This window comes from Flavobacterium sp. W22_SRS_FP1 (assembly GCF_052113685.1).
GTDB lineage: Bacteria > Bacteroidota > Bacteroidia > Flavobacteriales > Flavobacteriaceae > Flavobacterium.
Window position 1 is genome coordinate 134325 of sequence record NZ_JBGQOE010000002.1, and the last position, 20591, is coordinate 154915.

A 20591-nucleotide genomic window follows, 5' to 3' on the forward strand; every position below is an offset into this window, starting at 1 on the left:
TTAACAGGCTTTTTCATCTCCGTTATAAATGTTCACGACGGTTTGATATATTATTTTTAAATCAAGAATCAAGGACCAATTTTCGATATAAAAAACATCCATTTTTATTCTATTGGTCATATCCTTTTCAGTTTCTATTTGGCCTCGAAAACCTTTAACTTGAGCCAATCCAGTAATTCCTGGTTTAACACAATAACGAACCGTATATTTCTTAATCTTATTTACGTACGCTTTATTTTGACACCAGAGATGAGGACGCGGGCCCACAATAGACATATCGCCCAGTAAAACGTTGATAAATTGAGGCATCTCATCCAAGCTGGTCTTTCTCATAAATTTACCTATTTTAGTGACTCTCGGATCATTTTTAGAGGCCTCCGTCTCTGACAATTCGTTAATTTGCATAGAACGAAATTTATAACATAAAAACTCGTTTTCATCTATTCCGGGCCGCCCTTGCTTGAAGAAAACGGGGCCTTTGGATTCGAGTTTTATTAAAATAGAAAGTAATGGAACTAACCACGACAGAAGCCCTATGATAACAACTAATGAAAAAACAATGTCAAAAAGCCGTTTAAATACTTTGATTAATGGATCATTTAATATCGTTTTCCTTAGAGAGAGTACGGGGAAAAAATCGTAATAATCTATTTTTAGATTTTTTGAAAAGATCTCTTTTGAATCTGGGATGAATTTTATCGTTTTATTATTTTCTTCAGCAAAATCAATTAAATTTTTCAATTGCAAATTACTTACCTCATTCAAAGAACAGTAAACTTCATCAATATTATTTTCTATAACGTAGGATTTAAGGTCCTGCAACTTCCCCTTAATATCTTGATTAGAAAATTTATCAGAAAAATATCCTGAAAACTTGTATCCATAATCGATCCTTGTTTCAAAAAGTTCTTTTAGACCTATTGCTTCTGCAGAATATCCAATAATTACTGCCTTTCTATGGTTACTCCCAGTAATTATTCGGTACTTTTTTAAACAATAAAATAAAATAAATTTCGAAATAGAAATCAAAACTATGCTAGACATGATGAAAACCGCAATTGAATTGACACTAAAAACGGCCTCTTTTGCAAAAGGAAAAAAAGCTATGACGACCAGAAGGAATAAAACTCCTTGTTTAATTATTTTTGAAATTATTTCGATTGCAGTGGTAAAACGATATACGTTATAAAACTGATTAAAAAAAGAAACGATAATCCAGCCTGCTACTATGTAAATGAAGAAATTAAACGCGTCTGAAACGAGGTACTCAAGAAATAAATATGCCATAACCGAAATGATCACGAAGTCCATTGCAACACTGATTGGTCTGATGTATTTTGAATATCTTCCTATTCGTGATCCTTTCATTATTTTTGAATATACTCTAAATGATTTTAGGTTTATTATCTCAAAAAACTTACCATTGAGAATAATTTGAACTATTCTAATATAACTTTCAACTTTCTTAACTGATCTAGATTCGCCGTCTAACATACTATTCCGTTTATCTTCTGTTGAATTAAATTTTAATGAAATAATGATATTATCACTAAAAAAGTATTTTCTTTAAGTTGTCCCGGTAAATATGTTGTATTTTTATTGATACTACTATTTTTTACTGTGTAATAAAACTATACAACGGCTCAAAATATATGTTTGTGAATTTAGCAAGCCACTTATAAACAATTATTTAGTACGTTATACGTACGTATGGATTAAGGTCATTATATGTTATTTGACTAATTCATGTATTTAGAAAAATCTTTATGTTCTTCTTTTGCAAGTTCGTCTGCTGATAACGATTTAAAATAGTCATAAGTTATTTTCATTCCTTCGGCACGATTTATTGTTACATCCCAGCCTAATATCTCTTGAGCTTTAGTGATGTCTGGCTGACGTTGCAAAGGATCATTTTCTGGCAAAGGACGATAAACAATTTTTTGATTAGTTCCTGTCAATCTTATAACTTCTTCAGCAAAATCTTTAATCGTAATTTCATCTGGGTTTCCAATATTAACAGGATATACGTAATCTGAATGCAATAATCTAAAAATTCCTTCTACCTGATCGTCAACATAGCAAAACGACCGAGTTTGCATTCCATCACCAAAAATAGTTAAATCTTCCCCGCGAATTGCCTGCCCTATAAACGCAGGAATCACACGGCCATCATTCAGTCTCATTCTTGGTCCGTAAGTATTAAAAATCCGGACGATTCTGGTCTCTACTTTATGGAAAGTATGGTAGGCCATAGTCATTGATTCTTGGAAGCGTTTCGCCTCATCATATACTCCTCTTGGTCCTATTGTATTTACGTTCCCAAAATACTCTTCTGTTTGTGGATGCACTAGTGGATCTCCGTACACTTCGGAGGTGGATGCGATCAAAATCCTGGCATTTTTTACTCGTGCCAAGCCCAAAAGATTATGTGTTCCCAAAGAACCTACCTTAAGAGTTTGAATAGGGATTTTTAAATAGTCAATAGGACTCGCTGGCGAGGCAAAATGTAAGATATAATCCAATTCACCTGGTACGTGGACAAATTTTGTAATGTCATGATGATAAAATTCAAAATGCTCCAGTTTGAACAAATGTTCTATGTTTTTTAAATCTCCGGTTATTAGATTATCCATTCCCATTACAAAATAACCCTCTTTGACAAAACGATCACATAAATGTGATCCTAAAAACCCTGCAGCCCCCGTAATCAGTATTCTTTTCATAATAAAACATTTAGAAATATGCCTGTACAAAAAGTACAGAATACAATAAAAAACGGATCCCCCGATTTTATGATAAATTTGCCTCTGCCAAAAATAACTTTATCATTAGAATTCCGAAAGTAATAAGTATTAAATTTTTGGTATTGTAAATCGATTTATCAAATCCCTTATTTACGCACCCCTATCTGATGATTTTTCTAACACAAATACATTATTAAAATAGGCGTTTTTATTTACTGGTAATATTAAACTGAATAGTAGTCCAAAAGAATTAAAGAAAAATATAAAAGGAATAAGAAAAACCTGCCTTACATTCTTGCTGCCGGGAAGTATGTTTTTTAAGTAATTTAACTGAAATTGAAAAATGACTTCAATATAATTCCCTGTTTTAAAATTTTCAATAATTCTAAAGCCATGTTTTTGATATAAAAATTGTAAGGCCGGAGTTGTATATCTGGCAAAATCATAGGGCATTTCGTGTTCTTCCCATGAAAATGGAGTTGTGATTATTGCTTTTCCCTTATCTTTTAGAACTCTATTAAACTCTTGCAATAATTCATCAATGTTAAAAACATGTTCTAAGACTTCAGTGGATAAAATAGAGTCGAATCTTTCATTTTCAAATGGAATCACTTTTCCATCATAAAACCGATCAATTTCATCAATGATTTGTTCTCTTCCTTCAATTTTGTAATCCACACCAATGTATTCGTTTGCATTGACAAATAAATCCCTATACGGTTTTGTACCGCAACCGAAATCTAATAATGAGCCATTTAATTTAGTCGCGTGACTTTTAATAACTGCATAGATCGACCTTCTGATCAGAAAATTATAATTGATAAAAAAACCAAGCATTCCGGGATTAAATTTTTCTTTCTTAATTCTTCTTTTGATTATTTCTTTGAACATAAATTTATTACAATTAATTATAACTTCTATATATAGCTTCCAATTGGTTAATATTCTTTTTAATTGAAAAGTTGTCCGAAAAAGTTTGTTGGGAATTCTTTGACATACTCTCCAACAATTTATCATCTCCAAGCAAAACTAATATTTTATCCTTGAATTGCATCAACTCTTCACTAATTACAAAGCCATTATGGCCATCAATAATTAAATCCCGATTTCCGTCGCAGTTCGTTACGATACAGGGTTTTGATAAAGCCAAACTTTCGATGACAGAGTATGGCATCCCTTCATATCGAGCCGTAGAAATATAGAATTTAGATTGCTTTATAATATTAAAAACATCTGTTCTTTCTGTCCAACTCAAAAGAGTAACTTCTGTGGTCATATCTAGTTCTTGGATCAGACTTTGTACTGATTCCAATTGATCCGAAACAGGCCCCACACCCATTATTACTAAATGAATTCTAAGCTCCTTATTCACCTCACTAATCACCCTGATCATATGCTCAATGTTTTTTTGATATGAAGGTCGTCCCACAGTACAGATATAATAATCAGGCCAGGTTTTGGGAATGGTTAACGTATCTATTTTAGATATTGGCTCAATACAGTTATTAAAAACGATTGTGTTTTTGGGATCAAACCCGACTTCGTCAATCGCACGTTTTTTCTCGGAATTGGAGGTTGCTAACAACAAAATACTTCTTTTTACCAGCAGTTTTTCAATACTCAAAAAAACTCCTTTTTTTAAGCTGTTTTGCGCACTCAAATAAGAAAAAGCATGAGGTGTGTAAATCACTTTTATACCTAACAACGGTCCCAAAACCCGTCCTATCATACCTCCTTTGGCACTATGAGTATGTAATAGATCGGGGTGTTCTTTTTTTAAAATTTGATAAGTTTGATAAGTAGCTTTTAGATCATTTATCACTGATATTTCCCTAAAAACAGAAATCTTATACTCTTTTACATTCTTCTTGTTTTTATCTAAGAAAGGCACATTTGTATCTTTGGTGCCATGAATGACTATATTTTCAAATGAATCTGTATCAATGTTGTTTAATAGCAGTCTTAAATACACGTCAACTCCTCCCAAGGAATGCAATAGATGGGCTATTTTAATTTTTGCCATTTTTTAGTGTAAAAGAATAATAATCGTTCTTTATTTTTTGCGCAATTGATATTAAAAACTCAAATGTATTACAAATTTAATAATTACAAAGTATTACATTTAAATATGCCATTTACAATCTTAAAAAGGGAAAATTTCGATTTATAAAATATATTCAATTTCGTTGGTTAAAAAAGAACGATATTTACCAAAATTTTACTATTTAAAATAAATTCAAATGAAAAAAAAGTTTTTGATCGCGACACTTGTCGCTTTATTTTCATTGTCTTGCGAAAACAAGAAAGGGGAAGCCCCTCAGCAAGATGCCATACAAGAGGTCGCGCCTGTAGCGTCTGATGAAGTAAAAGTTGAAGTTACAGACTTTGACCGTTACGAAGGCAAAATTGTTTTAGGAACTAATGGTCAATGGTATTTAATAAAAGAAGGCGCTCGTTGGAGAACTAATTCAATAGCGGCAACAGATGATTATATAAAAACACTACCTCCTGGGAAAGATTATGTCGTAAAAAATGTGCCTATGGAAACACTACAACAATTTTCAGAAGTTGGTGAAATATTCCCGAATTTAGAATTCAAAAAAGATGAAATTAAAACCGCTCAATAAGCGGTTTTTTATGTGTGACCCTAAAAATATCAAAAAACAACTGACCCGCTTTTCTGTTGCAGCCAATAACTAGCAAATATAGAAATCCATAATCCGCTGAAAATAATTCCATCAAAACGGAGCAAGAAATCATCTGTGAGGTTTGACATAAAAAACAAAAAAAAGAACGAAATCACCACCGGATTTTTTGTCTTAATTCCTAGATAAGCGATAAACCCTATATAGAACAAGGCTACAATTGGCCCTAAAATTCCAAATTTCAATAAATAATCTAAAAACTGATTGTGCGTTGGAAACTCATATTCTGCAAGAAATACCTGATCCGTTTCTTTAAAATATTTAACTAATTCTGTCTTGCCGTCTGAGGCTCCCACACCAAAAGGAAGATGTTTTAGCGAAAGTTCCCAGGCTGATTTCCAGATGGATACCCTAGTAACAAAAGAGCTATAAACCGCTATTTCAGGATGATCAATCTCGTCTAGTTTCCCTACTTTATCCATATTCGAAAAAATTTGAGTCGAATACTTCTCTTTCATATAGGGATTCTTCTGTATGAATAAAAATAAAACCGTAGTAATCAAAAATAGGACAATTATGGCTCTTTTAAAGATTACTTTAGAACTGTAACTTTTTGAAATTTGGAAATAAACAACTATCAAAAAGCCAATTAAGGTGGCTAATAAAGCCATTCTGGTATTCACATACAAAACAAAAAAGAAGGAAAGAATGAAAACCAACAAATCTCTTGTTTTAGACCATTTACTATAATTAATTTTGGAAGCTTCAAACAAGAAATAAAGATTAGAAAAAGCAACAAAAGCCAAGTGCATATTGAGCGCTGGTGCATGAATACCCATACTGTCAGCAAAAACATAGCCCATTTCCCAAAGGTCATTCCCATTAAAGTATTTAAAGAAATGCTCCGAATCCAACACTATAAAACGCACAAAAAAGAAGACCATAATAGCTGTTGTAGTAATGCAATACGCTTTCAAAATTTTCATAAATTGAATACGCTGATAATTCCCAATTATAAATATTGGAAAAAAGAGTAGCGAAACACTTTTCTCTAATGATTTTAAACCGAGAGCATAAGAATCATTATTCCAAAAAGACAACATTTCCATTAAGAATGGAGCTGCCACTAACAACATAATTGGTAGTTGATTTTTTGAAATTTTGATTTTTTTTAAAAACAGCAAATTGAAAACTACAAAAGCTATCAAAAAAACAGTAGACAGTTTTCTGAAAATTAATGTAATAGCAATTAGAAACAGAAATAAATTAAATAATTTGTCGAGTGTCTTTTCTGAAATCTTCATAATACAATGCAAAATATATTAAAGGAAAAAGCCCTATTTTATGTCGGATAGAAGTGCCTAAATCTGGTTCAAATATACCTTGAACGATAAAAAAAGCAAATAAAATCAATAAGGTCCATAACTCAAATTGATATTGTTTCCTGTTTTTTAAACATCTGGAAAACCGGACAAACAAAATATAAAATAGCAATAACTGCCACAATACAAAAACCAATACTTGTGGTGATAAAATATGTTTGATTGCTTCAATTACGGGTACATTTACAGCCATAAAACCATAAACAATACCAAATACCTCTCCGTACCAGGTATCTTGTGATATGGGCGACACTATTGCCGTATTTATATTGTTTTTATTTATATTCTCAACGACATAATTTTCTCTTGTTTGCTTCGAAATATACTCGCCTCTTATAACTCCGTGACTCAGTGATAAAAATATGGAGATTAGTATCCCGTAAAAAATAATCGACAGTGTTTTGTTCTCAAATTTGATGAACGACAGTACATACATCCCTATTGCAAATATTGGCATCAATAGATAATAGGCCCTGAAAAACGAAAAACAAGCGACTAATACAAGTGAAAAACCAATTTTAAATACTGGCTTTTTATTGGATTTAAATATAAAAGGAATGCTGCAAAACATTAAAAACGTAATGAATTCCTTAGTAGGCATAGACATGTATATTCCCAAAAGCAGTAGCCCAACATAGACCAAAATATTTTTTACGTTTAGCTTATGAAAGTTATGCGGTACCCCGATTTTATATAATATGTAGGTTACTATGGGAAATTGAATCAGCGCAATAAGAAAAAAAGAAAGATGCCGTAAACCCGTAAGTTTATAAAACATAATAGCAAACGGATAACTGCCCAACCAGCCTATTTCCTGCCCCCTGTCAAACACAATTATTACGGTATCATTAAAATACCTTTCCGGTAAAATATAAGGCGTCAAAAAGGCCACCAATAAATTGCAGAAAAACAACCCTATGAATACTGCTGTATTTTTTTTAACTAGTGTTTTCATTTTTGCCATGTACTAGGAAACCTTAATTTGTTTGTGAATAATTCGGTTAAATATCGGTACTGTCTTCAATGGATTTTTAATGAAATAGAACCAATACTTTATCTTTCTTATAAATAATTATTGCTGTTACTATATTCCAAAAAAGTAAACTCGCAACAAAAGCAATTGCTGCCCCTGTGAGGGAGTACATTGGGATTAATATAATATTTAGAAGTAAGTTAAGCAATACTGCAAAAATCAGGACAACCTGGAAAACACTTTGCCTTCCCGTCATATTCAAATAGATTGCGGAAACTCCAAAAAAAGAAGCTAACAATTGACCCAGCATTAATATCAAAAGCGCCTGTTTTCCTTGTATATAGTTTTCTCCAAAGAAATATAAAATATCTTCAGAAAACAAACAAACGGTTATTACCACGACCAATGTCAGCATAACAATTATTCGTGCGCTTTCTTTCAATGTTTTTACTAATTCTGCGTGATTATTTTCAGTATAAAGCTGTGCAATTTTTAATGAAACAGAAATATACACGGAGTTATTAATCATGAACAAAATAGAAACTAACTTCATCACAATTGAATAATAAGCGACTGTTTCATCTCCTTTAAACTTTTTCAAAAACACTACATCAAAGGTCATCATCAAGAAAATAGCTAAATTACTAATAGCCATAGGATATGATTTGTAGGCGATAATAGAGTAGGTGAAACGATCTATGTCATTTTCTAGTACTAATTCCTTTTTTTGCTTTTCGAACAGTCTAAAAACAATAATCGTCGTTATAATAGATAGCGCAACAAACCCAATCAAAAAAGTATCCACCAAATAGCTTTCCTCATGTATATAAAACAAAACCAAAGCCCCTATAATAACAGAAACATACTTAAAGGTATTTCTAAACAATTCAGCAGTATAAATTTTGTCTAATGCTCTAATTGTTTCGGTGTTAAATAAAGTTATGGAATAGAAAAACAAGGCAATAATGGCCTTAGACATCAGTAAATAAGTGCCTTTTTGATTAAAAAAAAAATTAATTCTATTTTTACCAATGATGAAAAACACAATCAAAACTAACATAGAAATTGCGAAAATCAACACAACAATTTTTTTATAAATCGCCTTTAATTTTTCTGTTTCATTGCTGCTTTTTAAAATGCCAGTAAAATACAATATGGACTGATCCGTACCCAGAACGCAAATACTGCTTAAAACCAATAAAACTATCCTTATAAAGTCGAATTGACCAATGATTTTTGGGTCGTAATTGTGGGTTAGGAACAATGAAAACCCAAAAAGAGTGATTACCCCTATAATTCTTAAAAACATAGTTGTAAAACTCTGCAAAACAATTGGATTTTTTTTTATTTTTTTGAAACCCATATTGATTTTTTTCAAAATTCCAGGAAATTGTATTTTTTGAATTAATTAAATTTCTGTTTGATTCTGCCCTATTTTAAAAGAAATTATATCAATTGAGCCTTTTTCATTTGGCTTTTATAATAAGTCATGAATAAATGTATGAATATAAATAAACACAAGAATAAAACAGGTAAAACAAATTTTAATTTTCCATTAATTGAGCTTGTATTCTCTATGTTTAGTGTTGCACTGTTTTCTTTAATAATTTTATCCATTCCTACCAAATCAACCCTAAGAACTCCTTGTTGATAAATTAAAGCTTCTTTTGTCTTTATAACATCGTTTAACTGCGTATTTTCATTATAATAAACCAGTTTATCACTTTGTTGATTCCTATTTACAGAGCTCGAAAATCCATTTAAAACAGCATCAATTTGCGAAATAATTGTATCGTTTTGACTCAGCTTTATTTGGGCATTCTTAAACTCTTCTATTTGAATTTTCTTAAAATAATCAGACTCATTCAGGAAATTCAAAATAGGCTGAATGGTTAATTCATCAGATGCTAATTTATCTGTTTTGATAATAATTTCATGATTTGTATAATTTTTGCTGGTCATATTATCTTCAAGAATTTTATTAATATCTCCTGCTTCGGCCATTAATTTGATTAGCTCAAAGTTTTCATTTTTATTTTCAATGAATTTATATACGTCTGTTATGGGTTTTATTTTTATCCCTTTTAGTATTTCTGGATTTTTTAAACCAACACTGTCCGTTAAAAAAGCAGTGTTTCCTTCTATAATTTTAGCGTTTAATAAATTAATTTTAGAATATAAATAATCTGTTGATTTAAAATTTGGTGTCGCTATAATTCGATGATCGTAGGTTTTTTGTGTTTTATCTAAATATAATCCCAAACCAAATCCAATTATCAACAATGCAGACATTACAATCTTGTTTTTCACGAAAAAACGAATGATTCTAAATAATAGCGTATTTAACCATTGAAAAAAATCGCCAATTTTTTTAAAAAACAAAATCAAATCGATCTCCTGATCTTCGGGATTGTATTGGGGTAAGTTTGCACTCATATTATAATTCTAATTTACGTTGAAAATTTGTTCCAATATTTTAATGGTAATCAAATAAGTGGGTTTTACCCCCGTTGTTCCTAGACCTCCTGAAGCTAAAGTACTTCCCGTTTGCAAAGGGTTATCTGAAGCGTAATAGGCATAACGCACTTTTACATTCTTTGGTATACTTTTTCTGATTTTTGAAGCAGATTGAATGGCTTTTTGATAATAAGAACCTTCCATTTCCAGACCTATCACTCCCCAAGTAGATTCATGGAAAAAATTTAATAAATCCCTGTTTTGCAGTGAAGTTCCCAATACAGTAACCATTGGTCCTGCAAAAACTGCAATATCATTACCTTCAAACATATCCGCTGTTAATTCATTTTCGAAAAAATAATTATCTGCAGTTCCTTCGTTAATGTGTGCGTTGGGAATCATTATATCACCCTTTCCTCCCTCCAGAATACCCGCTTTCCCCATGATAGAAATGGATTCTACATTGAGTAGCGTGTCTTTTTTGAACGGTTTTAACAACTCGTCAATCGTTTCATAAGCTTGTTCTCCAAAGGCATAATCCATTACGATCAATACCGGTTTTTTATCCCCTAATTTCGCTGTGGAAAATGAGGAGTGAGCCCAATTAATCTTTGCAGTGTCAAAAATCTGTACATCAATATTAGTTCCAGAGGTATCCGGTATTGAAATCATACCGTGCTTTAATGCTACTTCCTCTACTTTGTTTCGAACTTCATTTGCGCCCGATTTGCTTAATTCTTCATAAATAAAGAAATCAGATTTCTCTTTAAACTGAGTTTTTAACACAGTCGTAGCAAAGATTGAATTCATCACGCTGTGCATATTGGCACTTATAACATGGATGGGGCGATCCAAAAGCTTATTTTCTTTTAAAACCTCCTTGATGTTGGTAGCCCAAATTTCGCCATGAATATGATGTCCAAGTCGTTCCCTTAGAATAGGACTAAAGGTTATGGTTCTTTTATTATTGTCTATAATTTCTTCAATAGCTAGTTTCCCCAACCAATAAATAACATGTAAAAAACGATCTGGAGCCGCTACTGAACCAAATGCATCATATATGTCTATTACTTCTTCAAAGGATCTCCCTAGAATATTAGCAGTATGTGAGATTGCCTTCTCCTTTTCTACAAGCGTTAACTTTTTGTTTTGGGAGACAGCGTACTGCAGTTTGATCCAATCGCGTGAAACTTCACCGGCATCATCTAATAAAACTCGGTTTCTAATTTTATGGGATTCGATAAAAATAAAAGTCAGATGGGTTAAAATATCATAAATGTCCGAACGGCCACGAGTGATTTCCACATTCATTTGTTCCTCATCTATTCTGTAACAATTTCTTTTTCTTTTTGGTGGAATAATTGCTTGAAAATGGGACTTAGAATAGCCCTCAGCCGAAGTGAGGTTAATAAATCTACATTCTTCAATTCCTAAAGGAAGACGTTCAATAACATACAAAAGACCGTTTAATTCTACTTTTTCCTCCGCAATATTTCCATATATTTCAGGGCGAAGTGCCAATAAAGCTTCCCGCAAAGTATCTCCAGATATTCCCATTGGTTTATAAAAACCCCTGTTGAATAAATGACGCATTGTTATGTACATTTTCTCTATAGCAGCTGATGATTCTTGTGCTCTTGATCGTGATATATTTTTAGTTTCTTTCATTTTTTTATTAGTATCGATATTCAAATGTAGTCCTTTTATACCTTGTTTAATAAGTCTACAATATTTCTGTTGTCAGAAAGCCTAGGAATCTTATTTTGTCCTCCAAGTTTCCCTATGGATTTCATATAATCTTGAAAACCGTTTTTAATCACTGTTGTGACAACTACTTTTCGCAAGATGTTTCCAACAATTAAATCGTCATAATACATGTTTTGCTTTCTCATAGCATCATCTATAGCTTCTGAGAAAGCGACAATATCATCCGGTTCATTTTCAAATTCAATAAACCATTCGTGATAAGGCAAACCACTGTCAGGTGTTATTTGTGGAGCAACCGTAAATTCATTCACTCGCGCGGTTGTTCCCTCCATTGCTTCCTGTAAAGCGCTTTCTACTTCCTTGGCAATCACGTGTTCGCCAAAAGCGGAAATGTAGTGCTTGATTCTACCCGAAACGATAATCCGATACGGTTTTAATGACGTAAACTGTACCGTATCTCCAATATTATATCCCCAAAGTCCTGCGTTAGTTGATATTATCAAAACATAATTAACTCCCAACTCGACTTCTCCAATGGTATAACGCCTTGGTTTATCAGAATAAAACTCGTCACTCTTAACAAATTCATAAAAAATTCCTGCATTCAACAACAGCAGCATTCCTTTTTCTTTTTGAGAATCCTGGTAGGCAAAAAAACCTTCTGAAGCCGGAAACAATTCGATCGAATCTACTTTTCTACCTATCAAATTCTCGAATTTGGCTCTGTAAGGCTCATAATTAACACCTCCGTAAATAAATAAATTAAAGTTTTTGAAAATTTCGCCTACACTCTTCCCTCCTTTTTGATGCAACCTTTCAAAGTACATTTGGACCCATGAAGGTATCCCGGAAATCACGGTCATATTTTCATTGATAGTTTCCTCAACAATAGCATCTATCTTAGTTTCCCAGTCTTCAATACAATTGGTTTCCCAAGACGGCATTCGGTTTTTCTGCAAATATTTCGGAATAAAATGGGCTACAATACCGGATAATCGACCAAATTTTATGCCGTGTTTTACCTCTAGAATCGGACTTCCCTGCAGAAAAATCATTTTACCATCAACAAAATCTGCATTTCCAGTTTCATGTACATAATGAAGAATGGCATTTCTAGCAGCCTCAATATGATAAGGCATAGAATCTTTGGTAAGAGGAATATATTTTGCTCCCGAAGTTGTTCCAGATGTTTTGGCAAAATATAGCGGCTTCCCTTTCCAGAGAATGTTCTCTTCACCGTTAACTACTTTTTCAACATAGATTTTTAGATCTTCATAATCCCGAATCGGGACATTTTTAGCAAAATCCTCAAACGTTTTTATTTCTCCAAAATTATGGTCCACACCAAATTCCGTCTTTTTTGCATCCTTTATAAGGTTTTTAAAAACAGCCTGCTGACTCGCAACGGGGTTTGTAGACCAAGCTTGGGTTTTCGTATATATTTTTTTTGCAAATATTTTTGCTGCAATTGATTTTACTGACATTTTATACTACTGATTTTATAAATTTTTCACACCAAGAGCTGAAAGAAACAGTTTTTTTGTCATTTAACTATTATTTCTTTTTTTCTGGACTCTTTAGTAAGGATTTTTTTTCTTCCATTGCCACTTGATCCCTTAGTTCCAATTCTTCATCCGAGGCAGATAATTTTACTTTAGGCATCGGTTCTTCACTAGATACCAATATTGAATCTTTATTGAATTTTGCGTACTCCAGCTTGCCGTTAAGTACTTTCTGAATTGCTAATATATAGGCTTCGTTTTTCTTTAATGCTAGGGTCAAGGAATCCGATTTTAAGGCTAATTCTGTTGCATTTCTTTTTAATTTAGAAGAGGAATAGCCTGGTATAAATTCCCGCAAAGGAGTAAAGGCTATAATAAAAGTAGTGATTGAAATCAATAAAATAGCACCAACAGAAGCTACTATAAAAACATTCATTAGGTTCAATTTTAATGAAAAAATTTCTTCAAAAGTATCCTCGTTCAAAATAATCAAACGGTTTTTTATAAATAATTTATTGCGGAGTTTTTTCCTTTTCAATCTTTCTTTTGACATACATTTTCTTTATTTTACAAATATAATAATTAATGTCAATAAAGCACTTTGACTGCATACTTAGCTCCTAGCCCTCAAAATAAATTTAAATTAATATACTTTTAACGTTATTGAAATTAAATAATTGACTTAAATTGAATTCATATTAAGTAATTCTATTTACCTTTGTTGCAAGATTTATTAGAAATTTGCTTCGGCATAAATTATTCAATCATGGGAAGATTTGGTGTTACAGAAATCCTAGTTATATTAGCAGTTGTTTTATTACTTTTTGGTGGTAAAAAAATTCCAGAATTAATGAAGGGATTAGGAAGCGGAATTAAAGAATTTAAAAATGCCGCTAAAGAAGAGCCTTCAACTGATAAAAAAGAAGAAAGCGTAAACGAAAAAAAATAAAAAAAGTCCCGAAATATCGGGACTTTTTTTATGAACTTAAATTACCATCGTCAACTGAATTCGTTTTCTGTCTTCATCCACCTCAGTTACTTTTACCTGAACGTGCTGGTGTAATTTGACTACCTCATTTACGTCGCTCACGAATCCTGCTTTAAGCTGGGAGATATGAACCAGTCCGCTTTCTTTCACGCCTATATCAACAAAACAACCGAAATTAGTAATGTTATTTACAATACCAGGCAAAATCATTCCTGATTTTACGTCTTTTATCGTTTTAACATTTGGATCAAATTCGAATACTTTAGCTGATTTTCTAGGATCTAAGCCTGGTTTTTCAAGTTCCTTTATAATATCCTTCAATCCCAACAAACCTATTTCTGAGGTAATGTAGTTCTCTGGTTTTATTAAAGCCGTTCTTTCTTTGTTAGCAATCAAATCATTCACGGTCAGTTTCAGATCTTTTGCCATTTTTTCCACAATAGCGTATGCCTCGGGATGTACTGCCGAATTATCCAATGGGTTTTTTGCGTTTGAAATTCGGATAAAAGCGACCCCTTGCTGATACGCTTTTTCTCCTAATCGAGGTACTTTTTTAAGCTGTTTCCTGTTTTCAAAAGGACCATTTTCTGAACGGTAATTAACAATATTTTCAGCTAACTTCTCCCCTATTCCACTAACGTAACTCAACAAATGCTTGCTCGCTGTGTTTATATTTATTCCAACGGAGTTTACGCAACGAACCACTGTATTGTCTAATTCCTCTTTTAGTTTAGTTTGATCCACATCATGCTGATATTGTCCCACGCCGATGGCTTTTGGGTCAATTTTTACTAATTCAGCCAATGGATCCGAAAGTCGTCTCCCAATAGAAATTGAACCACGAACAGTAACATCATAATTTGGAAACTCCTCCCTTGCAATTTTGGAAGCGGAATAAACGGAGGCTCCTGCCTCTGAAACTATGAATACCTGAACCGCTTTGTCAAAAGCAATTTTCTTAATAAAGAACTCCGTTTCCCTTGAAGCAGTTCCGTTACCTATCGAAATGGCATCTATTTTATACGAATTGACCATCGAACGAATTTTTTTCATCGCCATAGCTTCCTCTTTTTGGGGCGCGTGCGGATGAATAGTTTCGTTATACAGCAAGTCCCCTTTTTCATCAAGACAAACAATTTTACAACCAGATTTAAAACCTGGGTCAATTGCTAAAATTCGTTTTTCTCCCAAAGGTGGCGACAGCAACAATTGTCCAAGATTATTGGCGAAAACCTGAATCGAATTGGCATCAGCCTTAGCTTTCGCTTCTTGCAAAGCTTCGTTTGAAATTGCCGGATTAAGCAATCGTTTGTAACTGTCTTCGATAGCTAGTTGTATGTGCGACGTAGTTGTATTTTGACTTTTTAAAACTACTGCATCAATAATATCATAAGCCTCGTTAACATCAACTTCGACTTTAAACTTAATAAACCCTATGTTTTCGGCACGAAGTATTGCCAATAATCGATGCGGTGGCGCCTTTGTCAGAGGTTCTGACCAATCAAAATATTGACTAAATTTTTGGGCACTTTCTTCGTTTTTTTTAGTTTTTACAACTTTGGTAGTAATAGTTGCCTTACGTTCATATAAGCGTCGCAATTGCTTGCGCACATAAATATTTTCATTAATCCATTCGGAAATAATATCTCGTGCACCCTGCAGTGCCGCTTCCTCGTTTAATACATCATCATTCAAATATTGAGTAACCATAAAATCAACATCATCATTATTTTGTGCCATAATGATTTTTGCCAAAGGTTCTAACCCCTTCTCACGTGCCATATCTGCTTTGGTTTTCTTCTTCTTTTTATAAGGTAAATAAAAATCTTCTAGTTCCTGCAAATCAAAACTTCCCTGGATTTTTTTATCTAATTCAGCAGTAAGCGCATTTTGTTCATTGATGGATTTTAAAATAGCTTCCTTTCTTTTGACAATGAATTCGAATTCTTTTTGAAGTTTTGAAATGCTTTCAATTTGCACTTCATCAAGATTTCCTGTCGTGTCTTTGCGGTATCGGGAAATAAACGGGATCGTACAATCTTCTTGTAAAAGCTGTACCGTTTTTTGAATATTAATAGCTGCTGTCGCAACTGACTTTAGTATGTATTGTATGTTGGTCATTTTAATGTTTTTCGAATAGCTAAAATAATATCTTTGATCTTAAATTTTATGCAAATGTCAATTTTATTCTACTTTTTTATGATACTTAATAGTATTGCTTTTCTGATTACTGCATACGACAAGAGACTAGCGGTAAAAAATAAAAAAAGAATTTCTGAAAAAACCCTTTTAAGCTTTGTTGTTTTTGGAGGAACTATAGGCGCAGCGCTTGCAATGACAATTTTTAGACACAAAACTTCAAAAAAAACATACGTACTAAAGTTTATGGGAATATTATTCTTTCAAGTATTGATTCTTTTTACCGTTTATTCTATAAAATCATAAAACACAAAAAAGCCAGATTTAAAAAATCTGACTTACTTACAATAAACAGTAATTAAAGAAAGTAATTTCCTTAGCAAGAAATTTTATCCACTCTGTTTTGATGTCTTCCTCCTTCAAATTCTGTATTTAAAAAAGTTTCTACCATCTCTACCGCTTGCGGAATAGACGTGAAACGCGCAGGAATACTTATTATGTTGGCATCATTGTGTTGACGAGCCAAAGCCGCAATCTCTTTCATCCAACATAAAGCAGCACGAATTTTTGAATGTTTATTTACAGTCATGGATATTCCATTACCGCTTCCACATATTACAATTCCAAAATCTGCTTTACCTTCAGAAACATCAGTAGCCACTGGATGTCCAAAATCAGGGTAATCTACACTAGTTGCAGAATCAGTTCCATAATTAGTAACTTCATGACCTTTAGCAATAAGCATTTCTACAATGGCTTGTTTGTATTCAGGACCAGCGTGATCATTTCCAATTGAGATTTTCATTTTATTTTTATTAAGTTGTGTATTGCAAATTTACCAAAAGAATTTTGGATAAAAAAAATGATAGATTTGTTTGACTGTAAAGAATATTTAGGCCTTAAAATCAGCTGTATTTTCTAGTAATATAACTATCAGATTTACATGTATTTATCGAGTTATAAACAATTTCTATAAATGCATAAAACATTGAAAATCAATAAATAGTCTAAACATAAAGTGTTAAAATATTGCATTGTTAATAGCAAAATGCAATTGCTTGATATTCAGTTAACTTTAAGTTAACATAAATTGTTAATAAGTTCGGATAGAATATTAGAAGTATTTTATGGTTGTATTAAAAAAATAACTAATCCAAAACCCACATTAAAAATCCTAATTTAATTAGCTGAATTTTTATAATACTTATCAGTATTTAAAAGTCGTTTATTAACAAAAAATGAATAAATACTTATTTACAAATAGAATACTTTTTACTTTATTAACCATTGTTAATTAAAATATAAAAACTCTTAAAAATAAGATATTTAAGTATTTAAAAAGATGTTAATAAGTCCTGATAATATTTTAAAAGTCCAGCACAATGCTTTTTATAATAATTTTATAGCACCTATTAACAAGCTATAATACCCATTAATTAATAATTTAATTTTAATTTTTCTTTTTGTTGTATTATATATATGTTGACAACTTTCAAAAAAATTAAATTATTTTTAAATTGTTGTCGTATCTCATTTCTTGTAAAATTGCCTTAACAATAACAAAATCGTTAGGATGAATTTTTAGTCTGATTCCTCCGAGTGCTGTTGTGTACATAGGTACTATTGAGGACATTAATTCATTCTCAAAATAATACTGAATTCCTTCTTGATCTAATCGGTGTTTAAGTATTTCAATTTCATGAATGTAGTCAAAAATAGCGATGGTGATAAATGCTTCCATTTTCATTGTTTTTATAAAGATACAACTATTATGTAAGTTATAATTTATCTAAAAAACAGCCCTATTTTACGATAACTGTTAACTATTTTGTAATTTTCAACTTTTAAGAACAGATTTATGAGTAAAAGACTAAGAAAGCCGGTAAAAAAAGAGAAAGATTTCTCTGAACAAATTATAAAAATATTATCGAAAAGTGCTGATAAAGCATTCAATTACAAACAAATAGGAGCTAAGTTAGAGTTAGATGATACTCAAAGTAGAAATCAAATAATCAAAGATTTGAAAATACTTGCAGCCCAAGATAAAATCATTGAATCCGAACCAGGAAATTATTTGATAAAAGCGGCCAGTAAAGAGTATTATGAAGGTAAGATTGACATGACAGGTCGCAAAACAGCTTATTTTGTTTGCGCTGAATTGGAAGATGATGTTTTTATTCCAACTAATAATTTGAACCATGCACTGGATAAAGACATCGTAAAAGTATATGTTTATAACCGTAGAAAAGGTAAAAGGCCTGAAGGTGAGGTTATTGAAGTTTTGGAGCGAAATAAAACAGATTTCGTTGGGGTGATTGATATTCAAAAGAACTTCTCTTTTGTGTCAACTGCTAATCCAAAAATGTACACAGATATCTTTATTCCAAAAGATAAGATAGGAGAGGCAGAACAAGGTGATGTGGTATTAGTACATATAGAAGATTGGCCTACGAGAGCCGATAGTCCTTTTGGAAAAGTAATAAAAGTTTTAGGGAAACCTGGAGAACATGATACTGAAATTCACGCCATTTTAGCTGAATACGGTTTGCCGTCAGAGTTTCCTATAGAGGTGGAAACCTATGCACAAAAAATAGATACATCAATAACGGAAACTGAAATTGCGAATCGTCGTGATATGCGGGATACCTTGACTTTTACAATTGATCCAAAGGATGCAAAGGATTTTGATGATGCTTTATCATTTAAAAAATTGGAGAATGGTAATTATGAGATAGGAATTCATATTGCTGACGTTTCTTATTATCTAGAACAAGGAACGATATTGGATGACGAAGCATATCAAAGAGCAACATCCGTTTATTTAGTGGATAGGGTAGTACCTATGTTGCCCGAAGTTTTATCTAATTTTGCTTGTTCACTGCGTCCGCAAGAAGAAAAATATACTTTTTCAGCCGTTTTCGAGATAGACGATAAATGCAAGGTGATTAATGAATGGTTTGGTCGTACCGTGATTTATTCTGATCAGCGTTTTGCTTACGAGGAAGCGCAATATATTATAGAAACAAAAGATGATACCATTCCAGAAGAAATTTCGATTACAGGCTCTGGTTATCAGGTTTCAGCTGAAATTGTTGCTGCTACATTAAAAATGGATGAATTAGCTAAGATTTTCAGAAGAAAAAGAATGAACGACGGTGCAATTTCCTTTGATAAAGTAGAAGTAAAATTCAACTTAAGTGAAGAGGGAGAACCAGAAGGAGTTTATTTTAAAGTTTCTAAGGATGCTAATCATTTGATTGAAGAGTTCATGCTTTTGGCAAATAAAAAAGTAGCAGAGTACATTGGAAAACAAAAGAAAACATTTATTTATAGGATTCATGACGAACCAAACGAAGACAAACTTTTTGCTATGCAGGCAGTTATAGCTAAATTTGGACATAAGATTGATTTTAAACAAGGTTCTATTTCACAAGCTTTGAACAAATTAATGGAAGATGTGAATGGTAAGAAAGAACAAAATCTGATTGATACTTTAGCTATTAGAACCATGAGTAAAGCTAAATATTCTACTGATAATATTGGTCATTACGGATTAGCATTCGATTATTATTCTCATTTTACTTCACCAATACGTCGTTATCCTGACGTTATGGTACACCGTTTACTGCAGTTTTATTTAGACGGAGCAAAATCTGCTGACGAAGAATTGTATGAAGCTAAGTGTTTGCATTGTTCTACTATGGAAGGTTTAGCTACAAATGCTGAGAGAGATTCTATCAAGTACATGCAGGTTAAATACATGCAAGATCATAAGGATCAAGATTTTTTAGGTGTAATTTCAGGTGTTACCGAATGGGGAATTTATGTTGAAATTATTGAAAATAAATGCGAAGGTATGGTCCGTATTCGTGATATAAAAGACGATTACTATACGTTCGATGAGAAACAATATGCATTGGTAGGAGCAACTTCTAATCAATTATTGCAATTAGGTGACGAAATATTCGTTAAAGTTAAAAATGCCGATTTAGTAAAAAAACAATTGGATTTTAATTTTATAAGAAGAATAGAAGAACCTACAAAATAAAAAATA

At 32.2% G+C, this 20591-nt stretch carries 18 protein-coding genes; 4 read left to right on the forward strand and 14 right to left on the reverse strand.

Annotation, left to right across the window (positions count from 1 at the left end):
• From ACEN2H_RS01945 to ACEN2H_RS01960, 4 genes are all read right to left on the reverse strand, one after another.
• Positions 1-1368 carry an exopolysaccharide biosynthesis polyprenyl glycosylphosphotransferase gene (locus ACEN2H_RS01945; RefSeq protein ID WP_441729872.1) on the reverse strand — a complete coding sequence of 456 codons (1368 nt, stop codon included), beginning with the start codon at positions 1366-1368 and terminating at the stop codon, positions 1-3.
• Between the two features lie 371 nt (positions 1369-1739).
• Positions 1740-2723 carry a UDP-glucuronic acid decarboxylase family protein gene (locus tag ACEN2H_RS01950; protein ID WP_441729874.1) on the reverse strand — a complete coding sequence of 328 codons (984 nt, stop codon included), beginning with the start codon at positions 2721-2723 and terminating at the stop codon, positions 1740-1742.
• Between the two features lie 171 nt (positions 2724-2894).
• Complete coding sequence (locus ACEN2H_RS01955) at positions 2895-3635, reverse strand: class I SAM-dependent methyltransferase (RefSeq protein ID WP_441729876.1); 741 nt, start codon at positions 3633-3635, stop codon at positions 2895-2897.
• A 13-nt stretch (positions 3636-3648) separates the two neighbouring features.
• Entirely contained in the window at positions 3649-4767 is a 1119-nt protein-coding gene (locus ACEN2H_RS01960; RefSeq protein WP_441729877.1) for a glycosyltransferase, read from the reverse strand.
• Between the two features lie 217 nt (positions 4768-4984).
• Between ACEN2H_RS01960 and ACEN2H_RS01965 the strand changes: the two genes are divergently transcribed.
• On the forward strand, positions 4985-5371 hold the full coding sequence (locus ACEN2H_RS01965; protein ID WP_441729879.1) for a hypothetical protein: 387 nt from the start codon (positions 4985-4987) through the stop codon (positions 5369-5371).
• A 29-nt stretch (positions 5372-5400) separates the two neighbouring features.
• Here the strand turns inward: ACEN2H_RS01965 and ACEN2H_RS01970 are convergent, their stop codons facing one another.
• The 7 genes from ACEN2H_RS01970 to ACEN2H_RS02000 form a co-directional block, all read right to left on the reverse strand.
• On the reverse strand, positions 5401-6525 hold the full coding sequence (locus tag ACEN2H_RS01970) for an O-antigen ligase family protein (RefSeq protein ID WP_441729881.1): 1125 nt from the start codon (positions 6523-6525) through the stop codon (positions 5401-5403).
• Positions 6526-6655: 130 nt separating this feature from the next.
• Positions 6656-7726 (reverse strand): hypothetical protein, encoded by a 1071-nt coding sequence (locus ACEN2H_RS01975; RefSeq protein WP_441729883.1) that lies wholly within the window; start codon positions 7724-7726, stop codon positions 6656-6658.
• A 76-nt stretch (positions 7727-7802) separates the two neighbouring features.
• Complete coding sequence (locus ACEN2H_RS01980; protein ID WP_441729885.1) at positions 7803-9053, reverse strand: MATE family efflux transporter; 1251 nt, start codon at positions 9051-9053, stop codon at positions 7803-7805.
• Between the two features lie 137 nt (positions 9054-9190).
• Positions 9191-10180 carry a hypothetical protein gene (locus ACEN2H_RS01985; protein ID WP_441729887.1) on the reverse strand — a complete coding sequence of 330 codons (990 nt, stop codon included), beginning with the start codon at positions 10178-10180 and terminating at the stop codon, positions 9191-9193.
• Positions 10181-10189: 9 nt separating this feature from the next.
• Entirely contained in the window at positions 10190-11869 is a 1680-nt protein-coding gene (locus ACEN2H_RS01990; protein WP_441729889.1) for a DUF6909 family protein, read from the reverse strand.
• 35 nt (positions 11870-11904) lie between these two features.
• Positions 11905-13392, reverse strand: a complete 1488-nt coding sequence (locus tag ACEN2H_RS01995) for a GH3 family domain-containing protein (RefSeq protein ID WP_441729890.1) — start codon at positions 13390-13392, stop codon at positions 11905-11907.
• Between the two features lie 70 nt (positions 13393-13462).
• Entirely contained in the window at positions 13463-13963 is a 501-nt protein-coding gene (locus ACEN2H_RS02000) for a peptidase (protein ID WP_441729892.1), read from the reverse strand.
• Positions 13964-14176: 213 nt separating this feature from the next.
• Here ACEN2H_RS02000 and tatA point away from each other — a divergent pair, with 213 nt between their 5' ends.
• Positions 14177-14359: a twin-arginine translocase TatA/TatE family subunit gene (tatA, locus tag ACEN2H_RS02005; RefSeq protein WP_441729893.1), complete on the forward strand. Its 183-nt coding sequence runs from the start codon at positions 14177-14179 to the stop codon at positions 14357-14359.
• Between the two features lie 36 nt (positions 14360-14395).
• Here the strand turns inward: tatA and ACEN2H_RS02010 are convergent, their stop codons facing one another.
• A complete protein-coding gene (locus tag ACEN2H_RS02010; RefSeq protein ID WP_441729895.1) occupies positions 14396-16519 on the reverse strand; it encodes a Tex family protein in 2124 nt (707 codons plus the stop codon).
• A gap of 54 nt (positions 16520-16573) precedes the next feature.
• Between ACEN2H_RS02010 and ACEN2H_RS02015 the strand changes: the two genes are divergently transcribed.
• Complete coding sequence (locus tag ACEN2H_RS02015; RefSeq protein ID WP_441729897.1) at positions 16574-16843, forward strand: DUF1294 domain-containing protein; 270 nt, start codon at positions 16574-16576, stop codon at positions 16841-16843.
• A gap of 70 nt (positions 16844-16913) precedes the next feature.
• Here the strand turns inward: ACEN2H_RS02015 and rpiB are convergent, their stop codons facing one another.
• Together rpiB and ACEN2H_RS02025 are read right to left on the reverse strand one after the other, a co-directional pair.
• Positions 16914-17342: a ribose 5-phosphate isomerase B gene (rpiB, locus tag ACEN2H_RS02020; RefSeq protein ID WP_441729899.1), complete on the reverse strand. Its 429-nt coding sequence runs from the start codon at positions 17340-17342 to the stop codon at positions 16914-16916.
• A gap of 696 nt (positions 17343-18038) precedes the next feature.
• On the reverse strand, positions 18039-18278 hold the full coding sequence (locus ACEN2H_RS02025) for a DUF2007 domain-containing protein (RefSeq protein WP_441729901.1): 240 nt from the start codon (positions 18276-18278) through the stop codon (positions 18039-18041).
• Between the two features lie 117 nt (positions 18279-18395).
• Between ACEN2H_RS02025 and rnr the strand changes: the two genes are divergently transcribed.
• Positions 18396-20585, forward strand: coding sequence for a ribonuclease R (gene rnr / locus ACEN2H_RS02030; protein WP_441729903.1), 2190 nt, complete (start codon positions 18396-18398; stop codon positions 20583-20585).
• Positions 20586-20591 lie beyond the last annotated feature (6 nt).

Bases quoted from the DNA above. Each gene is read 5' to 3' on its own strand.
- ACEN2H_RS01945 (WP_441729872.1), bottom strand. From the start codon at position 1,368: ATGAAAGGATCACGAATAGGAAGATATTCAAAATACATCAGACCAATC.
- ACEN2H_RS01950 (WP_441729874.1), bottom strand. From the start codon at position 2,723: ATGAAAAGAATACTGATTACGGGGGCTGCAGGGTTTTTAGGATCACAT.
- ACEN2H_RS01955 (WP_441729876.1), bottom strand. From the start codon at position 3,635: ATGTTCAAAGAAATAATCAAAAGAAGAATTAAGAAAGAAAAATTTAAT.
- ACEN2H_RS01960 (WP_441729877.1), bottom strand. From the start codon at position 4,767: ATGGCAAAAATTAAAATAGCCCATCTATTGCATTCCTTGGGAGGAGTT.
- ACEN2H_RS01965 (WP_441729879.1), top strand. From the start codon at position 4,985: ATGAAAAAAAAGTTTTTGATCGCGACACTTGTCGCTTTATTTTCATTG.
- ACEN2H_RS01970 (WP_441729881.1), bottom strand. From the start codon at position 6,525: ATGTTGTTAGTGGCAGCTCCATTCTTAATGGAAATGTTGTCTTTTTGG.
- ACEN2H_RS01975 (WP_441729883.1), bottom strand. From the start codon at position 7,726: ATGAAAACACTAGTTAAAAAAAATACAGCAGTATTCATAGGGTTGTTT.
- ACEN2H_RS01980 (WP_441729885.1), bottom strand. From the start codon at position 9,053: ATGTTTTTAAGAATTATAGGGGTAATCACTCTTTTTGGGTTTTCATTG.
- ACEN2H_RS01985 (WP_441729887.1), bottom strand. From the start codon at position 10,180: ATGAGTGCAAACTTACCCCAATACAATCCCGAAGATCAGGAGATCGAT.
- ACEN2H_RS01990 (WP_441729889.1), bottom strand. From the start codon at position 11,869: ATGAAAGAAACTAAAAATATATCACGATCAAGAGCACAAGAATCATCA.
- ACEN2H_RS01995 (WP_441729890.1), bottom strand. From the start codon at position 13,392: ATGTCAGTAAAATCAATTGCAGCAAAAATATTTGCAAAAAAAATATAT.
- ACEN2H_RS02000 (WP_441729892.1), bottom strand. From the start codon at position 13,963: ATGTCAAAAGAAAGATTGAAAAGGAAAAAACTCCGCAATAAATTATTT.
- tatA (WP_441729893.1), top strand. From the start codon at position 14,177: ATGGGAAGATTTGGTGTTACAGAAATCCTAGTTATATTAGCAGTTGTT.
- ACEN2H_RS02010 (WP_441729895.1), bottom strand. From the start codon at position 16,519: ATGACCAACATACAATACATACTAAAGTCAGTTGCGACAGCAGCTATT.
- ACEN2H_RS02015 (WP_441729897.1), top strand. From the start codon at position 16,574: ATGTCAATTTTATTCTACTTTTTTATGATACTTAATAGTATTGCTTTT.
- rpiB (WP_441729899.1), bottom strand. From the start codon at position 17,342: ATGAAAATCTCAATTGGAAATGATCACGCTGGTCCTGAATACAAACAA.
- ACEN2H_RS02025 (WP_441729901.1), bottom strand. From the start codon at position 18,278: ATGGAAGCATTTATCACCATCGCTATTTTTGACTACATTCATGAAATT.
- rnr (WP_441729903.1), top strand. From the start codon at position 18,396: ATGAGTAAAAGACTAAGAAAGCCGGTAAAAAAAGAGAAAGATTTCTCT.